At 67.5% G+C, this 15,003-nt stretch carries 16 protein-coding genes and 1 other annotated feature; of the genes, 7 read left to right on the plus strand and 9 right to left on the minus strand.

Features of this window, described 5'->3' with window-relative positions; genetic code table 11:
- From scpB to VJ897_RS08565, 7 genes are all read right to left on the minus strand, one after another.
- A partial coding sequence (gene scpB / locus VJ897_RS08535) for an SMC-Scp complex subunit ScpB (protein WP_324055089.1) occupies positions 1-377 on the minus strand: 377 nt, incomplete at its 3' end.
- The gene (locus VJ897_RS08540) at positions 370-1,161 is read right to left on the minus strand and encodes a segregation and condensation protein A (RefSeq protein WP_324055090.1); all 792 of its coding nucleotides are present in this window, start codon (positions 1,159-1,161) and stop codon (positions 370-372) included. The genes scpB and VJ897_RS08540, both read right to left, overlap by 8 nt.
- The gene (locus VJ897_RS08545) at positions 1,158-2,171 is read right to left on the minus strand and encodes a glycoside hydrolase family 3 N-terminal domain-containing protein (protein WP_324055092.1); all 1,014 of its coding nucleotides are present in this window, start codon (positions 2,169-2,171) and stop codon (positions 1,158-1,160) included. Before VJ897_RS08545 ends, VJ897_RS08540 begins: the two co-directional genes overlap by 4 nt.
- Positions 2,172-3,227, minus strand: coding sequence for an SPOR domain-containing protein (locus VJ897_RS08550; RefSeq protein ID WP_414706712.1), 1,056 nt, complete (start codon positions 3,225-3,227; stop codon positions 2,172-2,174).
- 78 nt (positions 3,228-3,305) lie between these two features.
- Entirely contained in the window at positions 3,306-5,039 is a 1,734-nt protein-coding gene (argS, locus tag VJ897_RS08555; protein WP_324055096.1) for an arginine--tRNA ligase, read from the minus strand.
- A 10-nt stretch (positions 5,040-5,049) separates the two neighbouring features.
- Entirely contained in the window at positions 5,050-5,196 is a 147-nt protein-coding gene (locus tag VJ897_RS08560) for a hypothetical protein (RefSeq protein ID WP_324055098.1), read from the minus strand.
- Entirely contained in the window at positions 5,186-6,361 is a 1,176-nt protein-coding gene (locus tag VJ897_RS08565) for a deoxyguanosinetriphosphate triphosphohydrolase (protein WP_324055100.1), read from the minus strand. Before VJ897_RS08565 ends, VJ897_RS08560 begins: the two co-directional genes overlap by 11 nt.
- 101 nt (positions 6,362-6,462) lie before the next feature.
- Between VJ897_RS08565 and VJ897_RS08570 the strand changes: the two genes are divergently transcribed.
- From VJ897_RS08570 to VJ897_RS08585, 4 genes are all read left to right on the plus strand, one after another.
- On the plus strand, positions 6,463-6,786 hold the full coding sequence (locus tag VJ897_RS08570; RefSeq protein WP_324055204.1) for a HesB/IscA family protein: 324 nt from the start codon (positions 6,463-6,465) through the stop codon (positions 6,784-6,786).
- 96 nt (positions 6,787-6,882) lie between these two features.
- Positions 6,883-7,683 carry an exodeoxyribonuclease III gene (gene xth, locus VJ897_RS08575; protein WP_324055103.1) on the plus strand — a complete coding sequence of 267 codons (801 nt, stop codon included), beginning with the start codon at positions 6,883-6,885 and terminating at the stop codon, positions 7,681-7,683.
- 78 nt (positions 7,684-7,761) lie between these two features.
- Positions 7,762-7,822, plus strand: a sequence feature (sul1 is cis-regulatory element that is thought to sense ions involved in sulfur or methionine metabolism; They are found in Alphaproteobacteria).
- 63 nt (positions 7,823-7,885) lie between these two features.
- Positions 7,886-9,376: a SulP family inorganic anion transporter gene (locus VJ897_RS08580; RefSeq protein WP_324055105.1), complete on the plus strand. Its 1,491-nt coding sequence runs from the start codon at positions 7,886-7,888 to the stop codon at positions 9,374-9,376.
- An 11-nt stretch (positions 9,377-9,387) separates the two neighbouring features.
- Entirely contained in the window at positions 9,388-10,245 is an 858-nt protein-coding gene (locus tag VJ897_RS08585; protein WP_324055107.1) for a universal stress protein, read from the plus strand.
- 57 nt (positions 10,246-10,302) lie between these two features.
- Here VJ897_RS08585 and VJ897_RS08590 read toward each other — a convergent pair whose 3' ends face one another.
- Positions 10,303-11,454, minus strand: coding sequence for an FAD-dependent monooxygenase (locus tag VJ897_RS08590; RefSeq protein ID WP_324055109.1), 1,152 nt, complete (start codon positions 11,452-11,454; stop codon positions 10,303-10,305).
- Position 11,455: 1 nt separating this feature from the next.
- Positions 11,456-11,878: an RNA polymerase-binding protein DksA gene (dksA, locus tag VJ897_RS08595; protein ID WP_324055206.1), complete on the minus strand. Its 423-nt coding sequence runs from the start codon at positions 11,876-11,878 to the stop codon at positions 11,456-11,458.
- A 206-nt stretch (positions 11,879-12,084) separates the two neighbouring features.
- On the opposite strand from dksA, the gene VJ897_RS08600 reads away from it, so the two are divergent.
- The 3 genes from VJ897_RS08600 to VJ897_RS08610 all read left to right on the plus strand — a co-directional run bounded on the left by VJ897_RS08600 (position 12,085) and on the right by VJ897_RS08610 (position 15,003).
- Positions 12,085-12,924: an AAA family ATPase gene (locus VJ897_RS08600; protein WP_324055111.1), complete on the plus strand. Its 840-nt coding sequence runs from the start codon at positions 12,085-12,087 to the stop codon at positions 12,922-12,924.
- 250 nt (positions 12,925-13,174) lie between these two features.
- The gene (locus VJ897_RS08605) at positions 13,175-13,624 is read left to right on the plus strand and encodes a GNAT family N-acetyltransferase (RefSeq protein WP_324055207.1); all 450 of its coding nucleotides are present in this window, start codon (positions 13,175-13,177) and stop codon (positions 13,622-13,624) included.
- Positions 13,621-15,003 carry a DUF2927 domain-containing protein gene (locus VJ897_RS08610; RefSeq protein WP_324055113.1) on the plus strand — a complete coding sequence of 461 codons (1,383 nt, stop codon included), beginning with the start codon at positions 13,621-13,623 and terminating at the stop codon, positions 15,001-15,003. The genes VJ897_RS08605 and VJ897_RS08610 overlap by 4 nt, the downstream gene beginning before the upstream one ends.

Here is a 15,003-nt window from a genome sequence, read left to right on the forward strand (position 1 = left end):
TCGATCTCGGCGCGGGTGACGGGCTGGTGATAGGCGATGATCGCCAGTGTCTCCATCGCGGCGCGGCTCAGCTTTCGGGTCTCGACGGTTTCCTTCTGCATCAGGAACCCGAGGTCCGGCGCGGTGCGCAGCGCCCAGGCCTCGCCCATCCGCACGACGCGTACGCCGCGCCCCTCGTAGCGACGGCGCAGGTGGTCCAGCGCCTCGGCCGGGTCCGCGCCATGGGGCATCCGCGCGGCGAGATCACGCACCGTCACGGGCTCAGCGCTGGCAAAGAGAACCGCCTCGACCATGCGCTCCTGCTCGGCCATGGGCGGGGCCTCGAAGAGGGTCGCCTCGTCGTCCGCCCGACCCGGGGAAGTCTCGGGGTCAGCCATCCTCTGTCCTCCTGATCTGGATCGGGGCGAAACTCTCGCCCTGGCGCATCTCGATCCGGCCTTCCTTGACCAGTTCCAGCGAGGCGGCAAAGGTCGAGGCGGTGGCGCTGCGGCGCCGGGCGGGGTCCTCGGACCAGCCCTCCGGCAGGTAGGACAGGATATCTGTCCAGTCCCCGGCAAAGCCGATCAGCGGGCGCAGGCGCCCCAGAGCCTCTTCCAGGGTCAGCACCGAGTCGCGGTCCATCGTGTAGGGGCGGAACTCGTCCTTGGTGCGCAGGCGTGCATAGGCCTGCATCAGGTCCAGGAGGGTCGCGGTATAGGTGACGCGGCGGGTCCGGGTGACATCCTCGGTGATGCCGCGCGCGAAGAAATCGCGCCCCAGCCGGTCGCGCGCCATGAGCGTGGCGGCCTGTTCGCGCATCGCCTGCAACCGTTCGAGTTGAAAGGCCAGGTGCGCGGCCAGCTCCTCGCCCGAGGGGCCCTCTTCGGCGGGGTCCGGAGGCAGCAGCAGGCGCGACTTGAGAAAGGCCAGCCAGGCCGCCATGACAAGGTAGTCTGCGGCCAGTTCGATGCGCAGGTCGCGGGCCTTCTCGATGAAGGACAGGTATTGCTCGGCCAAAGCCAGCACGCTGATTTGACGCAGGTCCACCTTTTGCGTGCGCGACATCGTCAACAGAAGGTCGAGCGGCCCCTCGAAGCCCTCGACATCGACGATCAGTGCCTCGGCGGCTTGGCGTTCGCTGACGCTCGTCACAGTGCTGGTGCTGAACTCGCCGTCGGTCATCTGCCCTCTCGTCCGGGCGCCGGCCCGACAAGGCATTCAAACTCCGCAACAAGAGTGGAAATGTCAACGGGCGCGGCGGCCGGGCGCGCGGCCAGTGCCGCCCGAGCACGGGCTTCGGCCAGTCCTGTCAGCGGCTCGCAGACCCGCGCGACCCGCTCGATCTCGTCGCGCGCGCCGTTGCAATGGAGAACCACGTCACAGCCCGCGGCAAGCGCGGCGGCGGCGCGCGCCTCCACTGGCCCCGAAAGCGCCTGCATGCCGATATCGTCCGTCATGAGCAGACCGCCAAAGCCGAGATCCTCGCGGATCAGGCGGATCATCCCCGGGGCCTGCGTGGCCGGGGTATCCTGATCCAGTCCTTCGAAGACAACATGCGCGGTCATCCCCAAAGGCAAGTCGGACAAGGCCCGAAACGGGACGAAATCGCTGGCCTCCAACGCCGCGGCGGGCGCCGCCACGCGCGCAAGGTCAAGATGGCTGTCCGCGCGTGCCCGGCCGTGGCCCGGAAGGTGCTTGAGCACCGGCAGAACCCCGCCCTCAAGACACCCTCGCGCGACGGCGCGGGCAATGCAAGTGACGGTCTCGGCGGTCTCGCCGTAGCAGCGGTTGTGCAGGAAAGGATGCGTTTCGGGCCGGGCCAGGTCGGCGCAGGGCACGGCGTTGACATCGATGCCAAGGGCGCGCAACTCGTGCCCGATGATCCGGTATCGCAGCGCCATGGCGCGGTCCGGGTCGCGCGCCTTTGCCACGTCCTCCAGCGGTGGGCGCCAGGCGCGCCAGTGCGGGGGGCGCAGGCGCTGGACACGACCACCCTCCTGGTCGATCAGCACCAGGGCGTCATGCCCCACGGCGGCGCGCAGGTCCTCGGTCAGGCGGCGCACCTGGTCGGGGGTGTTACAATTGCGCGCGAAGAGGATGAAGCCCAGCGGGCGGGTTTCCGCGAAGAATCCGCGTTCCCAGTCGGTAAGTTCTGCACCCCACGGCCCGAAGATGGCCGCGCAAGGCGCCATTCAGCGCACCACGACCGGGATGCAGGGGGCGTCCTCGGCGACGAGCGCGGCGCAGAACCGGCGCGCACCGCTCAAGTCCTCGAAGCCCTGTGCGCGCAGCCGGTAAAAGGTGCGTCCGCCGGACTGGGCTTCCTGGATGACGCGGGACTTGCCAGTCATGAAATCGCCGAAACGGCCAGCGACGCGGGTCCATTCGCGCGCTGCGATATCAGGGCTGTCAAAGGCCCCCAGTTGCACCAGTTTGGTCCCGGCGGGCAAGGGTCCGGTCAGGGTCGGGGCGGCCGGTTCCGAAACGGCGGTGGCGGTTGCGGCGGCCGGTTCGGCGCCCTGGGGGGCTTCGGGGGTCGGGGCCAGGCTGGCCGGACGCACACGCGGCCGCAGGGAATTGGAAACGCCGGGCACGCCGGGGTCCACGAAATCGGTCAGGTTGACGCCGTTGACGGCCAGTTGCACCGGCGCGTCCTCGCCTTCCGGAAGGTCGGTCAGGGGCTCGGACCCGGCTGCGATCTCGTCGGCCAGGGCCAGCACCTCCTCGGCGCTCAGGCTGTCCGCGGTCGGCGCGGTCTCGGTCGCATCGGCCGAGGCGGGCGTGATCCGGGCCGGCGTTCCGGTCTCGGGCCGCGGTTCCGGGGCGGCTGCGGGGGTATCCTCGGCTGTTCGTGTTCCGGTCTCTGCCGCGTCGGGCGCGACGGCCAGATCCTCGTCGCGCAACTGCGCCTCGACCGGGGCCAGCACCAGCCTGTCCTCGGGGGCGGCGGCACCGCCCTCGGCCGGCACCGCATTCACCGACAGCCCGGTATGAGCCGCGATCTCGCCGCCGGGGTTGTCAGGGGTCACGCGCATCTCGCCCTGCATGGCGCGAACCACCGGCACGCCGGTCACGTCCCGCATCAGGATCTTGTAGCCCCAGACCCCAACGCCGACCGCCAGCGCCAGCGAAAGCGCTGCGCCGAGCATGGTGACAAGATTGCCAACGGAATTGCCAGGTTCCGGGCCCTCGTGATGGTGGTGGGGGGTGTGCGTCGTTTGCCTGGCCGCCTGCGACCCTGCCGTCATCTCTGCCATTATGCGCCTCATCGCCCGGCTTGAGAACCGGTTTACTGCGTCGCCTCAAGGCCCCGCCACGCGTGCGCTTCAGCGCATCTCTTCGACAGGGGTCACGCCAAGGATACCAAGACCGTGCGAAATGACAACGGAAACGGCCCGGATCAGGGCGATTTTCGCCTGTGTTGCCTCAGAATCACCCTCTTGCAGGAAGCGCAGGCCGGGATCGTCGTTGCCGCGGTTCCACAGGGCGTGCAACTCGGAGGCCAGGTCATAAAGGTAGAAGGCCACCCGGTGCGGCTCGTGCGTGCGCGCGGCGATCTCGACCAGGCGCGGCCATTCGGCCAGTTTGGCCGCCAGCGCCAGTTCCGCCGGGTGGGTCAGGCCCGACAGGTCAGCACCCGCCAGCGCCGCCCCCGACACGTTCACATCCGCCTTGCGCAGCACCGAATGCACCCGCGCATGGGCATATTGGACGTAGAAAACCGGGTTGTCCTTGGACTGTTCCGTCACCTTGTCGAAATCGAAATCCAGTGGCGCGTCGTTCTTGCGCGTGAGCATGTGAAAGCGCGTCACGTCGCGGCCCACGGCCTCGACCACGTCACGCAGGGTCACGAAGGTGCCCGCCCGCTTTGACATCTTGAAGGGTTCGCCATTGCGGTAGAGCTTGACCAGCTGTGTCAGCTTGATGTCGAGCGGCACGGTTTCCCCCGACAGGGCGGCCACGGCGGCCTTCATGCGCTTGACATAGCCGCCATGGTCGGCGCCGAAGACGTCGATCAGGGCGCCGAAGCCCCGGCTGAGCTTGTCGTAGTGATAGGCGATGTCGGGGGCGAAGTAGGTCCATCCGCCATCGGACTTCATGATCGGACGGTCCACGTCGTCGCCGTAGTCGGTGGATTTGAACAGGGTCTGTTCGCGCGGCTCCCAATCCTCGGGCAGCTTGCCCTTGGGCGGCTCCAGCGTGCCGCGGTAGATCAGGCCTTTGCCGCGCAGGTCCTCGATGGCCGCCTCGATCCGCCCGGTGCCATAAAGCGATTTCTCGGAATAGAAGACATCCATCTCGACGCCCAGTGCGGCCAGGTCGGCGCGGATCATCTCCATCATCCTCGCGGTGGCGAAATCGCGCACCTGGTCCAGCCAGACCTCTTCGCCCTTGGCGACATAGGCATCACCGACCTTGTCCTTGAGCGCCTGGCCCACCTCGATCAGGTAGTCGCCGGGATAGGTCCCATCCTCGAAGGCGACCTCCTGTCCGTGGGCTTCGAGGTAGCGCAGGTAGACAGAGCGGGCCAGCACGTCGACCTGGGCGCCACCGTCGTTGATGTAGTATTCGCGGGTCACGTCGAAGCCCGCGTAATCCAGCAGGCTGGCCAGCGCATCGCCGAAGACCGCGCCGCGGGTGTGACCGACATGAAGCGGGCCGGTGGGATTGGCAGAGACATATTCCACGTTGACCGACTGGCCCTGCCCCAGGTCGGATTTGCCGAAATCGGGATCGGTCAGGGCGGCGCGGATCACGTCGTGCCACACGCCCGTCGCAAGGCGCATGTTGAGAAACCCCGGCCCGGCCACCTCGGCCCGGGCGATGCGGGCATCGGCGGCCAGTTTCGCCGACAGCGCCTCGGCGATGTCGCGCGGCTTCAGGCCCGCGGGCTTGGCCAGAACCATGGCCGCGTTGGTGGCCATGTCGCCGTGGGCGGGGTCGCGCGGGGGCTCGACCGTCACGTTGTCATGCGCCAGGCCGGTGGGCAGTTGCCCCTCGGCGGCGAGGGCATCGAGGCAGTCGATCACGAGCGACCGAATATCGGCGAACAGGTTCATTTGCGCGTCCTCATTGCGATGGCGGGCGGTTTAGCATCTGCGGGGCCGAGGTCAACGCGCATCGGCATCCGGCAAAAGCGGTGGTCGGCGCGCCGACACGGGCGATGGCGTTCATCGGGCCGGGCGTGCCATCGCGCCGCGCGGCATCAGCTGCCATTGGCGAACTCTCCGGCAATGGAAACCCGCCGCCCCGTCAAGCCTGCATGGGTCCGCAGCGCGAACCGGTCGGTCATCCCGGCTATGTAGTCGCCCACGATCCGCGCCAGCGCCGCCTTGTCCGTCACCCGGGCCACGTCGCCCTGCCATTGCCCCGGCAGTTGCGCGGGGCTGGCCAGGAAAAGCGGAAACAGCTCCTCGACCACCTGCGTGACCTGCGCACGCATTTCGACCACGCTGGGGGCGCGGTACATCCGGGTGAAGAGGAACCTGCGCACCTGTTGCAGGTCGGCCCAGAGCGCGGGCGAGAACTGCACCATCATGCGCCCCGCCGCCCGGATATCGGCCGCCGATCCCGGCGCCAGGTCGTCGAGGTTGGCACGCGTCGTGGCGATCACGTCCTCGACAAGCACCCCGAAGAATCGCCGCAAAGCCTCGTGTCGCCGCCGGGACGGGTCGAGGCCGGGCCAGAGCCGGTCGACCTGGCGGAAACAATCGCCGACGATGGGCAGGGCCAGCAGGTCCTCGGTCGTGAACAGCCCCGCGCGCAGCCCGTCGTGGATATCGTGGTTGTTGTAGGCGATGTCGTCGGACAGGGCGGCCACCTGTGCCTCCGCGCTGGCGTGCGTGGCCAGTTCCAGGTCATGGCGGGCGTTGTACTCGGCCAGCGCTACCGGCACCGGCTCGGCCACGGGACCGTTGTGCTTGGCGATGCCCTCCAGCGTTTCCCAGGTCAGGTTCAGCCCGTCCCATTCGGCATAATGCCGTTCCAGCGATGTCACGATCCGGATCGCCTGGGCATTGTGATCGAACCCACCGTAGGGCGCCAGCAGCGCAGCCAGCGCATCCTCGCCGGTGTGGCCGAAGGGCGTATGGCCGAGGTCGTGCGCCAGGGCAACCGCCTCGGTCAGGTCCTCGTTCAGGCCAAGCGCCCGCGCCAGCGTCCGGGCCACCTGCGCCACCTCGATGGAGTGGGTCAGCCGGGTGCGGAAATAGTCGCCCTCGTGTTCCACGAAGACCTGCGTCTTGTGCTTGAGGCGCCGAAAGGCGCTGGAGTGAATGATCCTGTCCCGGTCACGCTGGAAGGGCGAGCGATGCGCGCTCTCCTCCTCGGCGTGGAACCTTCCCCGGGTCGCGCCGGGATCACATGCAAACGGCGCTGCCATCGCCCTGCCCCCATCGTCAATTCAACCGGGCGGCCTGCCTTGCCGCATCGGCGCATGACCCCTATATTGCATGACAACCGAAACCGACAGGGCCTGTCATGCTGAGCGTTCCCCCCAAAGTGACCGACCGCGCCTTCGCGCGGCTTACCGAGATCGGCGCCGCCGACCAGGGCAAGGCGCTGCGCGTCGGCGTCAAGGGCGGCGGCTGTTCCGGATTCGAATACGAGATCGACCTGGACGCCCCCGCCGACGACGACATCGTGCTGGAAGGCCAGGGCCAGAAGGTCGTGGTCGACAGCACCTCGCTGCCCTTCCTGGCCGATGCCACCATCGATTTTTCCGAGGAACTGATCGGTGCGCGCTTCGTGATCGACAATCCAAATGCCTCCAGCAGCTGCGGCTGCGGCACATCCTTCGCGATCTGAGACCTAGACGGCGCGGCCTTTGGCCAGACGACTTTTGCGCGAAGGTCTTGCGGGCGGCACGGGCATGGGCGAGAACGACCACCGACGGAGGCGCCCATGAAAATCGCGACATTCAACATAAACGGCGTCAAGGCGCGGATCGGGGCGCTGACGGAGTGGTTGTCGGACAACCAGCCCGACGTCGTGCTGTTGCAGGAAATCAAGTCGGTGGACGAGAATTTCCCCCGCGAGACCTTCGAAGACCTGGGCTACAACGTCGAAACGCATGGCCAGAAGGGGTTCAATGGCGTCGCCATCCTGTCGAAATACCCGCTGGAGGATGTCACCCGCGGGCTTCCGGGCGGCGACGGGAGTGGCCGCGACGGCACCGACGACGAAGAGGCCCGCTACATCGAGGCGACGGTCGTGGGCGACCGGGCCCTGCGCCTCTGCGGTCTTTACCTGCCCAACGGCAACCCGGCACCGGGGCCCAAGTATGACTACAAGCTGCGCTGGATGGAGCGCCTGCGCACCCGCGCGCAGGCCCTGCTGGCCGCCGAAGAGCCGGCGCTGATGGCCGGGGATTACAACGTCATCCCGCAGGACGAGGACGCGGCCCGCCCCGATGCCTGGCGCAACGACGCACTGTTCCTGCCCGAAAGCCGGGCCGCCTTTCGACGGATCGTCAACCTCGGCTTCACCGAGGCTTTCCGCGCGCGCACCCTTGGGCCCGGGCACTATTCCTTCTGGGATTACCAGGGCGGGGCCTGGAATCGCAACGACGGCATCCGCATAGACCATGTCCTGCTGACCCCGCAGGCCGCCGACCTGATGCGCGACTGCTGGATCGACACGCAGGTCCGCGGGGGCGAAAAACCCTCGGACCACGTGCCGGTCTGGGTCGATCTGGCCCTCTGAGCGCGGATCGCGCTGGCCCCATTCGCCGAAGCCATTGCACCGAGGGCCGTTGCGGCCTATACGCCGCGACGCAGCGAACAGGGATTCGGGGGCGCTGATCTCCGAATGGCTCTTCCGGCCGCCGATCCGCCGGACAATCAAACAGGCCGAGCGCGCCTGTCCAAAGACCGCGCCCCTCGCGCGGCCAAAGGATGTTTTCCACATGATGTCCCTCACCGCCTATCGGCACGACTGGTTTCACAACATTCGCGGCGACGTGCTCTCGGGCCTCGTGGTGGCCCTGGCCCTGATCCCAGAGGCCATCGCCTTTTCCATTATCGCCGGCGTCGACCCCAAGGTGGGGCTTTATGCCTCGTTCTCGATCGCCGTCATCACCGCGATCACCGGTGGCCGGCCCGGCATGATCTCGGCCGCCACCGCCGCCACCGCGGTGTTGATGGTGACGCTGGTGCGCGACCACGGGCTGGAGTACCTGCTGGCGGCGACCGTGCTGGCCGGGCTTCTGCAGATCGTGGCCGGTTTCCTGAAACTGGGCTATGTCATGCGCTTCGTGTCGCGCTCGGTCATGACCGGGTTCGTCAACGCGCTTGCGATCCTGATCTTCATGGCACAGCTGCCCGAACTGGACCCCCGCGCGGTGCCGCCTATCACCTATGCGCTGGTCGCTGGCGGGCTGGCGATCATCTACCTGTTCCCGCGCCTGACCACAGCCGTGCCCTCGCCGCTGGTCACCATCGTGGTCCTGACCGCGCTGACCCTCGCCATGGGCTGGGACGTTCGCACCGTGGGCGACATGGGCCAATTGCCCGACACGCTTCCGGTCTTCCTGATCCCGGACATTCCGCTGACTTTCCAGACGCTGCAGATCATCTTTCCCTACGCGCTGGCCGTTGCCGTCGTGGGACTTCTGGAAAGCCTGATGACCCAGCAGATCGTCGATGACCTGACCGACACCTCCTCGGACCGCAACCAGGAGTGCGTGGGCCAGGGCCTGGCCAATACCGCCACCGGCTTCATCGGCGGCATGGCAGGCTGCGCCATGATCGGCCAATCCATCATCAACGTGAAATCGGGGGGACGTGGGCGGCTGTCGAGCTTCACCGCCGGGGTCGTTCTGCTGATCCTCGTGGTGGGGCTGGGCGATATCGTCGGGATCATCCCCATGGCGGCGCTGGTGGCGATCATGATCATGGTTTCGATCGGAACCTTCTCGTGGTCCTCGATCAAGAACCTGCGCGACCATCCCCGCAGCTCCTCCATCGTGATGCTGGCAACGGTCTTCTTCGTGATCTACACCCATAACCTGGCGATCGGCGTTCTGGTGGGCGTTCTGCTCTCCGGGCTCTTCTTCGCCTGGAAGATTGCGCAGTTGTTCCGGGTGCGCACCGAGATCACCGCCGACGGCACCCACCGCACCTATTTCGTCGAAGGGCAGTTGTTCTTCGCCTCGGCCGAAGACTTCATGGCGGCTTTCGATTTCAAGGAAGCCCCCGACAAGGTCACCATCGACGTCAGCCGCGCCCATATATGGGACATTTCCTCGGTTGCAGCATTGGACATGGCCGTGCTCAAGTTCCGCCGGGAAGGCGCCGAGGTCGAACTGATCGGCCTCAACGAGGCGTCCGAGACCATCGTCGACCGGTTGGCCGTGCATGACAAGCCGGGCGCCATGGATGAATTGCTGGGCCATTGAGGAGACACGACATGACCACCAACACCCTCATCGCGCTTGTCGATGGCTCGGCCTATTCCGAAAGCGTGTGCCACCACGCCGCCTGGATCGCCGGCAAGACCGGTTTCACCGTCAAGGTCTACCACGTCATGGGCCGCCGCGGTGCCCCGGACCGTCAGGACCTGAGCGGCGCGATCAGGCTGGGCGCGCGCTCGCGCCTGCTGGAACAGTTGTCCGAACTGGACGCGGAACGCGCCAAGCTGACCCATGACCACGGCCGCGCCATCCTGGAGGACGCCAAGGCGATCATCGAGGGCGACGGCGACATAACCGTGCAGACACGCCTGCGCCAGGGCGACCTGGTCGAAACGATCACCGCCAAGGAGGACACCGGTGACATGATCGTCATCGGCAAGCGCGGCGAGGCCGCAGGCGTCGCGATGGACCACCTCGGCTCGAACCTGGAGCGCATCGTGCGGGCCAGCCATCGGCCCGTCTTCGTGGCCAACAGGGCCTTCAGGATACCCGAACGGGTGCTGGTGGCCTTCGACGGCGGGGCCTCCTCGCTCAAGGCGGTGGATTACATCGCGCGCAGCCCGATTTTCGCCGGACTCCAGGTTACGCTGGTCTTCGCGGGCAAAGCCACAGCCGAAACCGACAAGGCGCTGACGGATGCCGCCGCGACCCTGCGGGCGGGCGGCTTCGCGGCGGATACCCGAACCACGCCGGGCGAGCCGGAAAAGGTGCTCTCGGAGATGACCGCGAACGACGGCTACGACCTGCTGGTCATGGGCGCCTACGGACACAGTCGCGTACGGTCGCTGTTCATCGGCTCGACCACCACGGAAATGCTTCGGTCCTGCAAGGTGCCGGTGGTGCTGATGCGGTGACCGGGACGGTGGGCGGGGCGCCGTCGGGCGGACAGGCCCGAAAAGCGGCACCCGGTGTCACGTCCGGGTCACGTCGTGATCGTAGAGCCAGTTCAACCGGTTCATGTAGGCCCCCGGGGCAACGGCCCCGATCCCGCGCAGGCCAAGGTGCGCCACCCGGCGCGGCAGACCCGACAGATGATATTTCACCGCGTTGCCGTTGGCCGTGGAAATGGCCCGCTCGACGCGCGCCCGGCGCATCTGCTGATAGTGCGGCAGGGCCGCCGGTATCTCGTCGGCATCGCAGCAGGCGGCCAGCACCCAGGCATCCTCGAAGGCCAGGTTCGCGCCCTGCGCCAGGAAGGGCAGCGTGGGGTGCGCCGCGTCGCCCAGGATGGCGATGTTGTCCTTGTGCCACTGCGCGGCAACCGGATGGCGGAACAGCCCCCAAAGCCCCACCGAATCGACCTTTTCAAGCAACCCGGTCAGCCGGCCTGACAGGCCCCGGAACGCATGGCGCAGGTTGCCGGGCTCATCAGGAATGTTCCAGCCCTCCTTGGCCCATTGCAGGCGTTCCTGCACAGCCACGATATTGAGCCGCCCGCCAGGCAGCGGATAGGTCACCGCGTGCTGCCTGGGCGCCATCCAGACCCGGGCGACCGGTTCGGCCCCGGGGTGATCAATGACCGCGCGCCAGGCCACCTGGCCGGTGAAGAAGGGCGCGTCGGCACCGTTCAGGACCGGGCGCAGCACCGAGCGGATACCGTCGCCGCCGACCACGAGGTCGGCCACGGGCAGCGCGTCGGCAGAGATCTGGGCCCCCGTGTGCACGGTGACACCGGCGGCGCGGCACCCCTCCAGTAACAGGTCGATCAGCGCGGCCCGGTGGAAGAAGCGATAGGCCGGCCCCGCCCGTTCCGACAGGTCGAAGCGGGTCAGTCTGCGCCCCGTGATCGCGTCCATGGGTTCGACCGCCTGCGCTGCGACGGACCGCGCGGCTGCGGCCCCCTCCAGCCCGAGCGCGGCCAGTACCCGCGCGCCGTTGGGTGAGACCTGGATGCCCGCGCCGACCTCGGCGATTTCGGGCGCGCGTTCGAAGACTTCGACCCGGGCCCCGCCCCTGGCAAAGGCCAGCGCCGCCGCCAGCCCGCTCAGGCCTGCCCCCACGACGGCAACGCGGCGGCCCCTGTTGAGGCCGCCGCGCAGTGCTGTCGGTTTGTCACGGGTCACGTCAGTCGTCCCGATGGACCTTTTCGCGGCGCTCGTGGCGCTCCTGGGCCTCCAGCGACAGGGTCGCGATGGGCCGCGCGTCAAGCCGCTTGAGGCTGATCGGCTCTCCGGTGATCTCGCAGTAGCCGTATTCGCCCTCTTCGATGCGGCGCAGGGCGCTGTCGATCTTGGCGACCAGTTTGCGCTGGCGGTCCCGGGTGCGCAGTTCCAACGCACGATCGGTCTCCTCGCTCGCCCGGTCTGCCACGTCGGGGATATTGCGGGTGCTGTCCTTCATCCCCTCGATCGTGTCGCGACTGTCCTCGAGGATCTCGGATTTCCAGTCGATCAGCTTGCGCCGGAAATACTCGAGCTGGCGGTCGTTCATGAAGGGTTCGTCTTCGGCCGGCTTGTAATCCTCCGGCAGGAAAACTTCTGCTTTCATCTCGTCTCTCCTGGACAGGATGGGCGCCGTCGCGTCGAGATCGTTTGACAATGTCCGGCCTCCTTCTTGCGGGCGTCTTACTCCGATCAAGCCCACCTGTCACCCCCCGATCTGGGGCATTTCCTTCCTCGCTTGAAGGTCCCGCCCCACCTGATACCCTCTGCCCTCGCTGTTCGTCCCGTCTCGCTGCAAAAGGCCCGGAAAACATGGATTTCTCAGGCACCGATTCCTATGTTGCCAACGACGACCTCATGGTGGCCGTCAATGCCGCCATCGCGCTGGAGCGGCCGCTTCTCGTCAAGGGCGAGCCGGGCACCGGAAAGACCGAGCTGGCCCGCCAGGTGGCAGCCGCCCTCGGGCTGGACATCCTGGAATGGCACATCAAGTCCACCACCAAGGCCCAGCAGGGCCTTTACGAATACGACGCGGTCAGTCGACTGCGCGACAGCCAGCTGGGCGATGAACGCGTCAACGACGTGGCCAATTACATCCGGCGCGGCAAGCTTTGGGAGGCCTTCGACGCGCCCGCCCGCACGGTCCTGCTCATCGACGAGATCGACAAGGCCGACATCGAGTTTCCCAACGACCTGCTGCAGGAACTCGACCGGATGGAATTCCATGTCTACGAGACCGGCCAGACGGTGCGCGCGCGCCAGCGCCCCATCGTCATCATCACCTCGAACAACGAAAAGGACCTGCCCGACGCCTTCCTGCGGCGCTGCTTTTTCCACTACATTCGCTTCCCGGACATGGAGACATTGAAACGCATCGTCGCGGTGCATCACCCCGGCATCAAGGACAGGCTGCTGACCACGGCGCTGACCCAGTTCTACGAGATCCGCGACCAGGCGGGGCTCAAGAAAAAACCCTCGACCTCAGAGGTGCTCGACTGGCTCAAACTGCTGCTCGCCGAGGACCTGGACCCGGCCGACCTTGCGCGCGACGGGGCCTCGGCGCTGCCGAAGCTGCATGGGGCCTTGCTCAAGAACGAACAGGACGTGCAGCTTTTCGAACGCCTGGCCTTCATGGCGCGCTCCGGGCGCTAGGTGCCCCCGTCCCAGATGTTGTGGCGCCGCCGTCTGCGGCCACTAACCCGTTGAGTCTTTTGAACCACACCGGGACACGAACCCCGGGTCGGGGGCGGTTGCCCCTCGCCTGCCCCGGTTGCTCTGGGCTCTAAACGGTCCCGTGCCGGCGGGGATCGTGCAATTGCCGCAATTCCCACCCAAAGGCGCCGCAGTCCGCTGGCAGGTCAGGATTGCGACATGAAGGAGAGCAGGTTTGGCCAAGGCAAAGATGCCGGTCGATATCCGCCCGCTGACCCCGGCCGACGCGGTCGTGTGGCGCAGGTTGTGGACCGACTACCTCGCGTTTTACGAGACCACCGTCCCCGAGGCGGTCTTTCATAGCACCTTCGCTCGGCTTCTGGGCGACGAGCCATCCGATTTCAGCGGGCTGCTTGCCGTCACGGACGGGCGGCCCGTCGGCCTGGCCCATTACCTGTTCCATCGCCACGCCTGGCGGGTCGAAAACGTCTGCTACCTTCAGGATCTCTACGCCGACCCGCACGTCCGGGGCCAGGGCATCGGCCGCGCCCTGATCGAGTCCGTCTATGCCGCGGCCGACGCGGCCGGCGCGCCCTCCGTCTACTGGCTCACACAGGATTTCAATCACAGCGGCCGGCGGCTCTATGACCGGGTCGGAGTCCTGACCCCCTTCATCAAGTACCAGAGGCCCGCACCATGACCGGCCGCGCGCCGCGCCGCCTGGGCACGCTCTGCGTGGCAATGCTGACCGCCTGCACGCCGGTGCCGCCGGGGCCCGAGACACCGTCGCGCGCGATCACCGGCCTGCCGGACCGGGTGGCGCCCGCCATGCGCTCTTTCCCCGGCCAGCGCGTTGACACGCCCACGCGCTCCAACCGCGAGATCGGTCGTGATTTCATGGACCTGTCGTTCCGCATGGAAAGCGGCCGGCCGGTGTCGCGGCTGACCCGTTTCGAAACACCCGTAAGCGTGCGCGTCACCGGCCAGGTCTCCGCCAGCCTGACCCATGACCTGCGGGCGCTGCTGGCCCGTCTGCGCGGCGAGGCCGACATCGACATCTTCATGACCAGCGCCCCGCAGGCGGCCATCACGGTCGAGGCGGTGCCAAAGGCCGTGCTCAACGACGCGGTGCCGCGCGCGGCCTGTTTCGTGGTGCCCCGGGTCTCGAGCTGGGCCGAGTTCAAGCGCGTCCGCCGGACCCCGCAAGTGGACTGGACCACACTGGAGCGCCGCGACCGCGCCGCGGTCTTCGTGCCCTCTGACGCGGCCCCGCAAGAGATCCGCGACTGCCTGCACGAGGAGCTGGCCCAGGCGCTGGGGCCGCTCAACGATCTTTACCGGCTGCCCGACAGCACCTTCAACGATGACAACATCCACGCGGTGCTGACCGGTTTCGACATGCTGATCCTGCGCGCCTACTACGACCCGGCACTGGCCAACGGGATGCGGCGCGGCGCGGTGGCCGCGCGGCTGCAAGGCATCCTTGCGCGGCTCAACCCCGCCGGTCAGTCCCAGCCGATCCAACCGCTCGATGACACCCCGCGCGACTGGATCGACAACATCGAACTGGCGCTCTCGACGGGCCCGACCCCGGCGCGGCGGCGCAACGCGGCCTTCTCGGCGATCAGCCTGGGCGACTCGATGGACTGGCGGGGTCCGCGTGACGGCTTCGCGCATTATGCCTTTGGCCGGCTGAATGCCAGCCACGACCCCCAGGTCGCCCTGGACAGTTTCCGCCGTGCGATGCGGGTCTACGAAAGCAGCCCCCGCACCGAGCTGCACGCCGCCCACGTGGCGGTGCAGCTGGCCGCCTTCGCGCTGTCCACGGGGGACACGGTAACGGTCGAGGCCCTCGTCGACGGCGCGATCCCGGTCGCGCGGCGCCACGAGAACGCCGCGCTTCTGGCCACGCTGATGATGTTCAAGGCCGAGGCGCTGGAGCTTCGGGGCCGCGACGCCGAGGCGCAGGCGCTGCGCATGGACTCTTTCGGGTGGGCGCGCTACGGCTTCGGGTCGGATGACAACGTGCGCGCGCGGATGCGGGAAATCCGGGCGCTGACCCCGACACAAGGACATTGA

Origin of the sequence: Salibaculum sp., from assembly GCF_035270045.1 — a bacterium.
GTDB lineage: Bacteria > Pseudomonadota > Alphaproteobacteria > Rhodobacterales > Rhodobacteraceae > Salibaculum.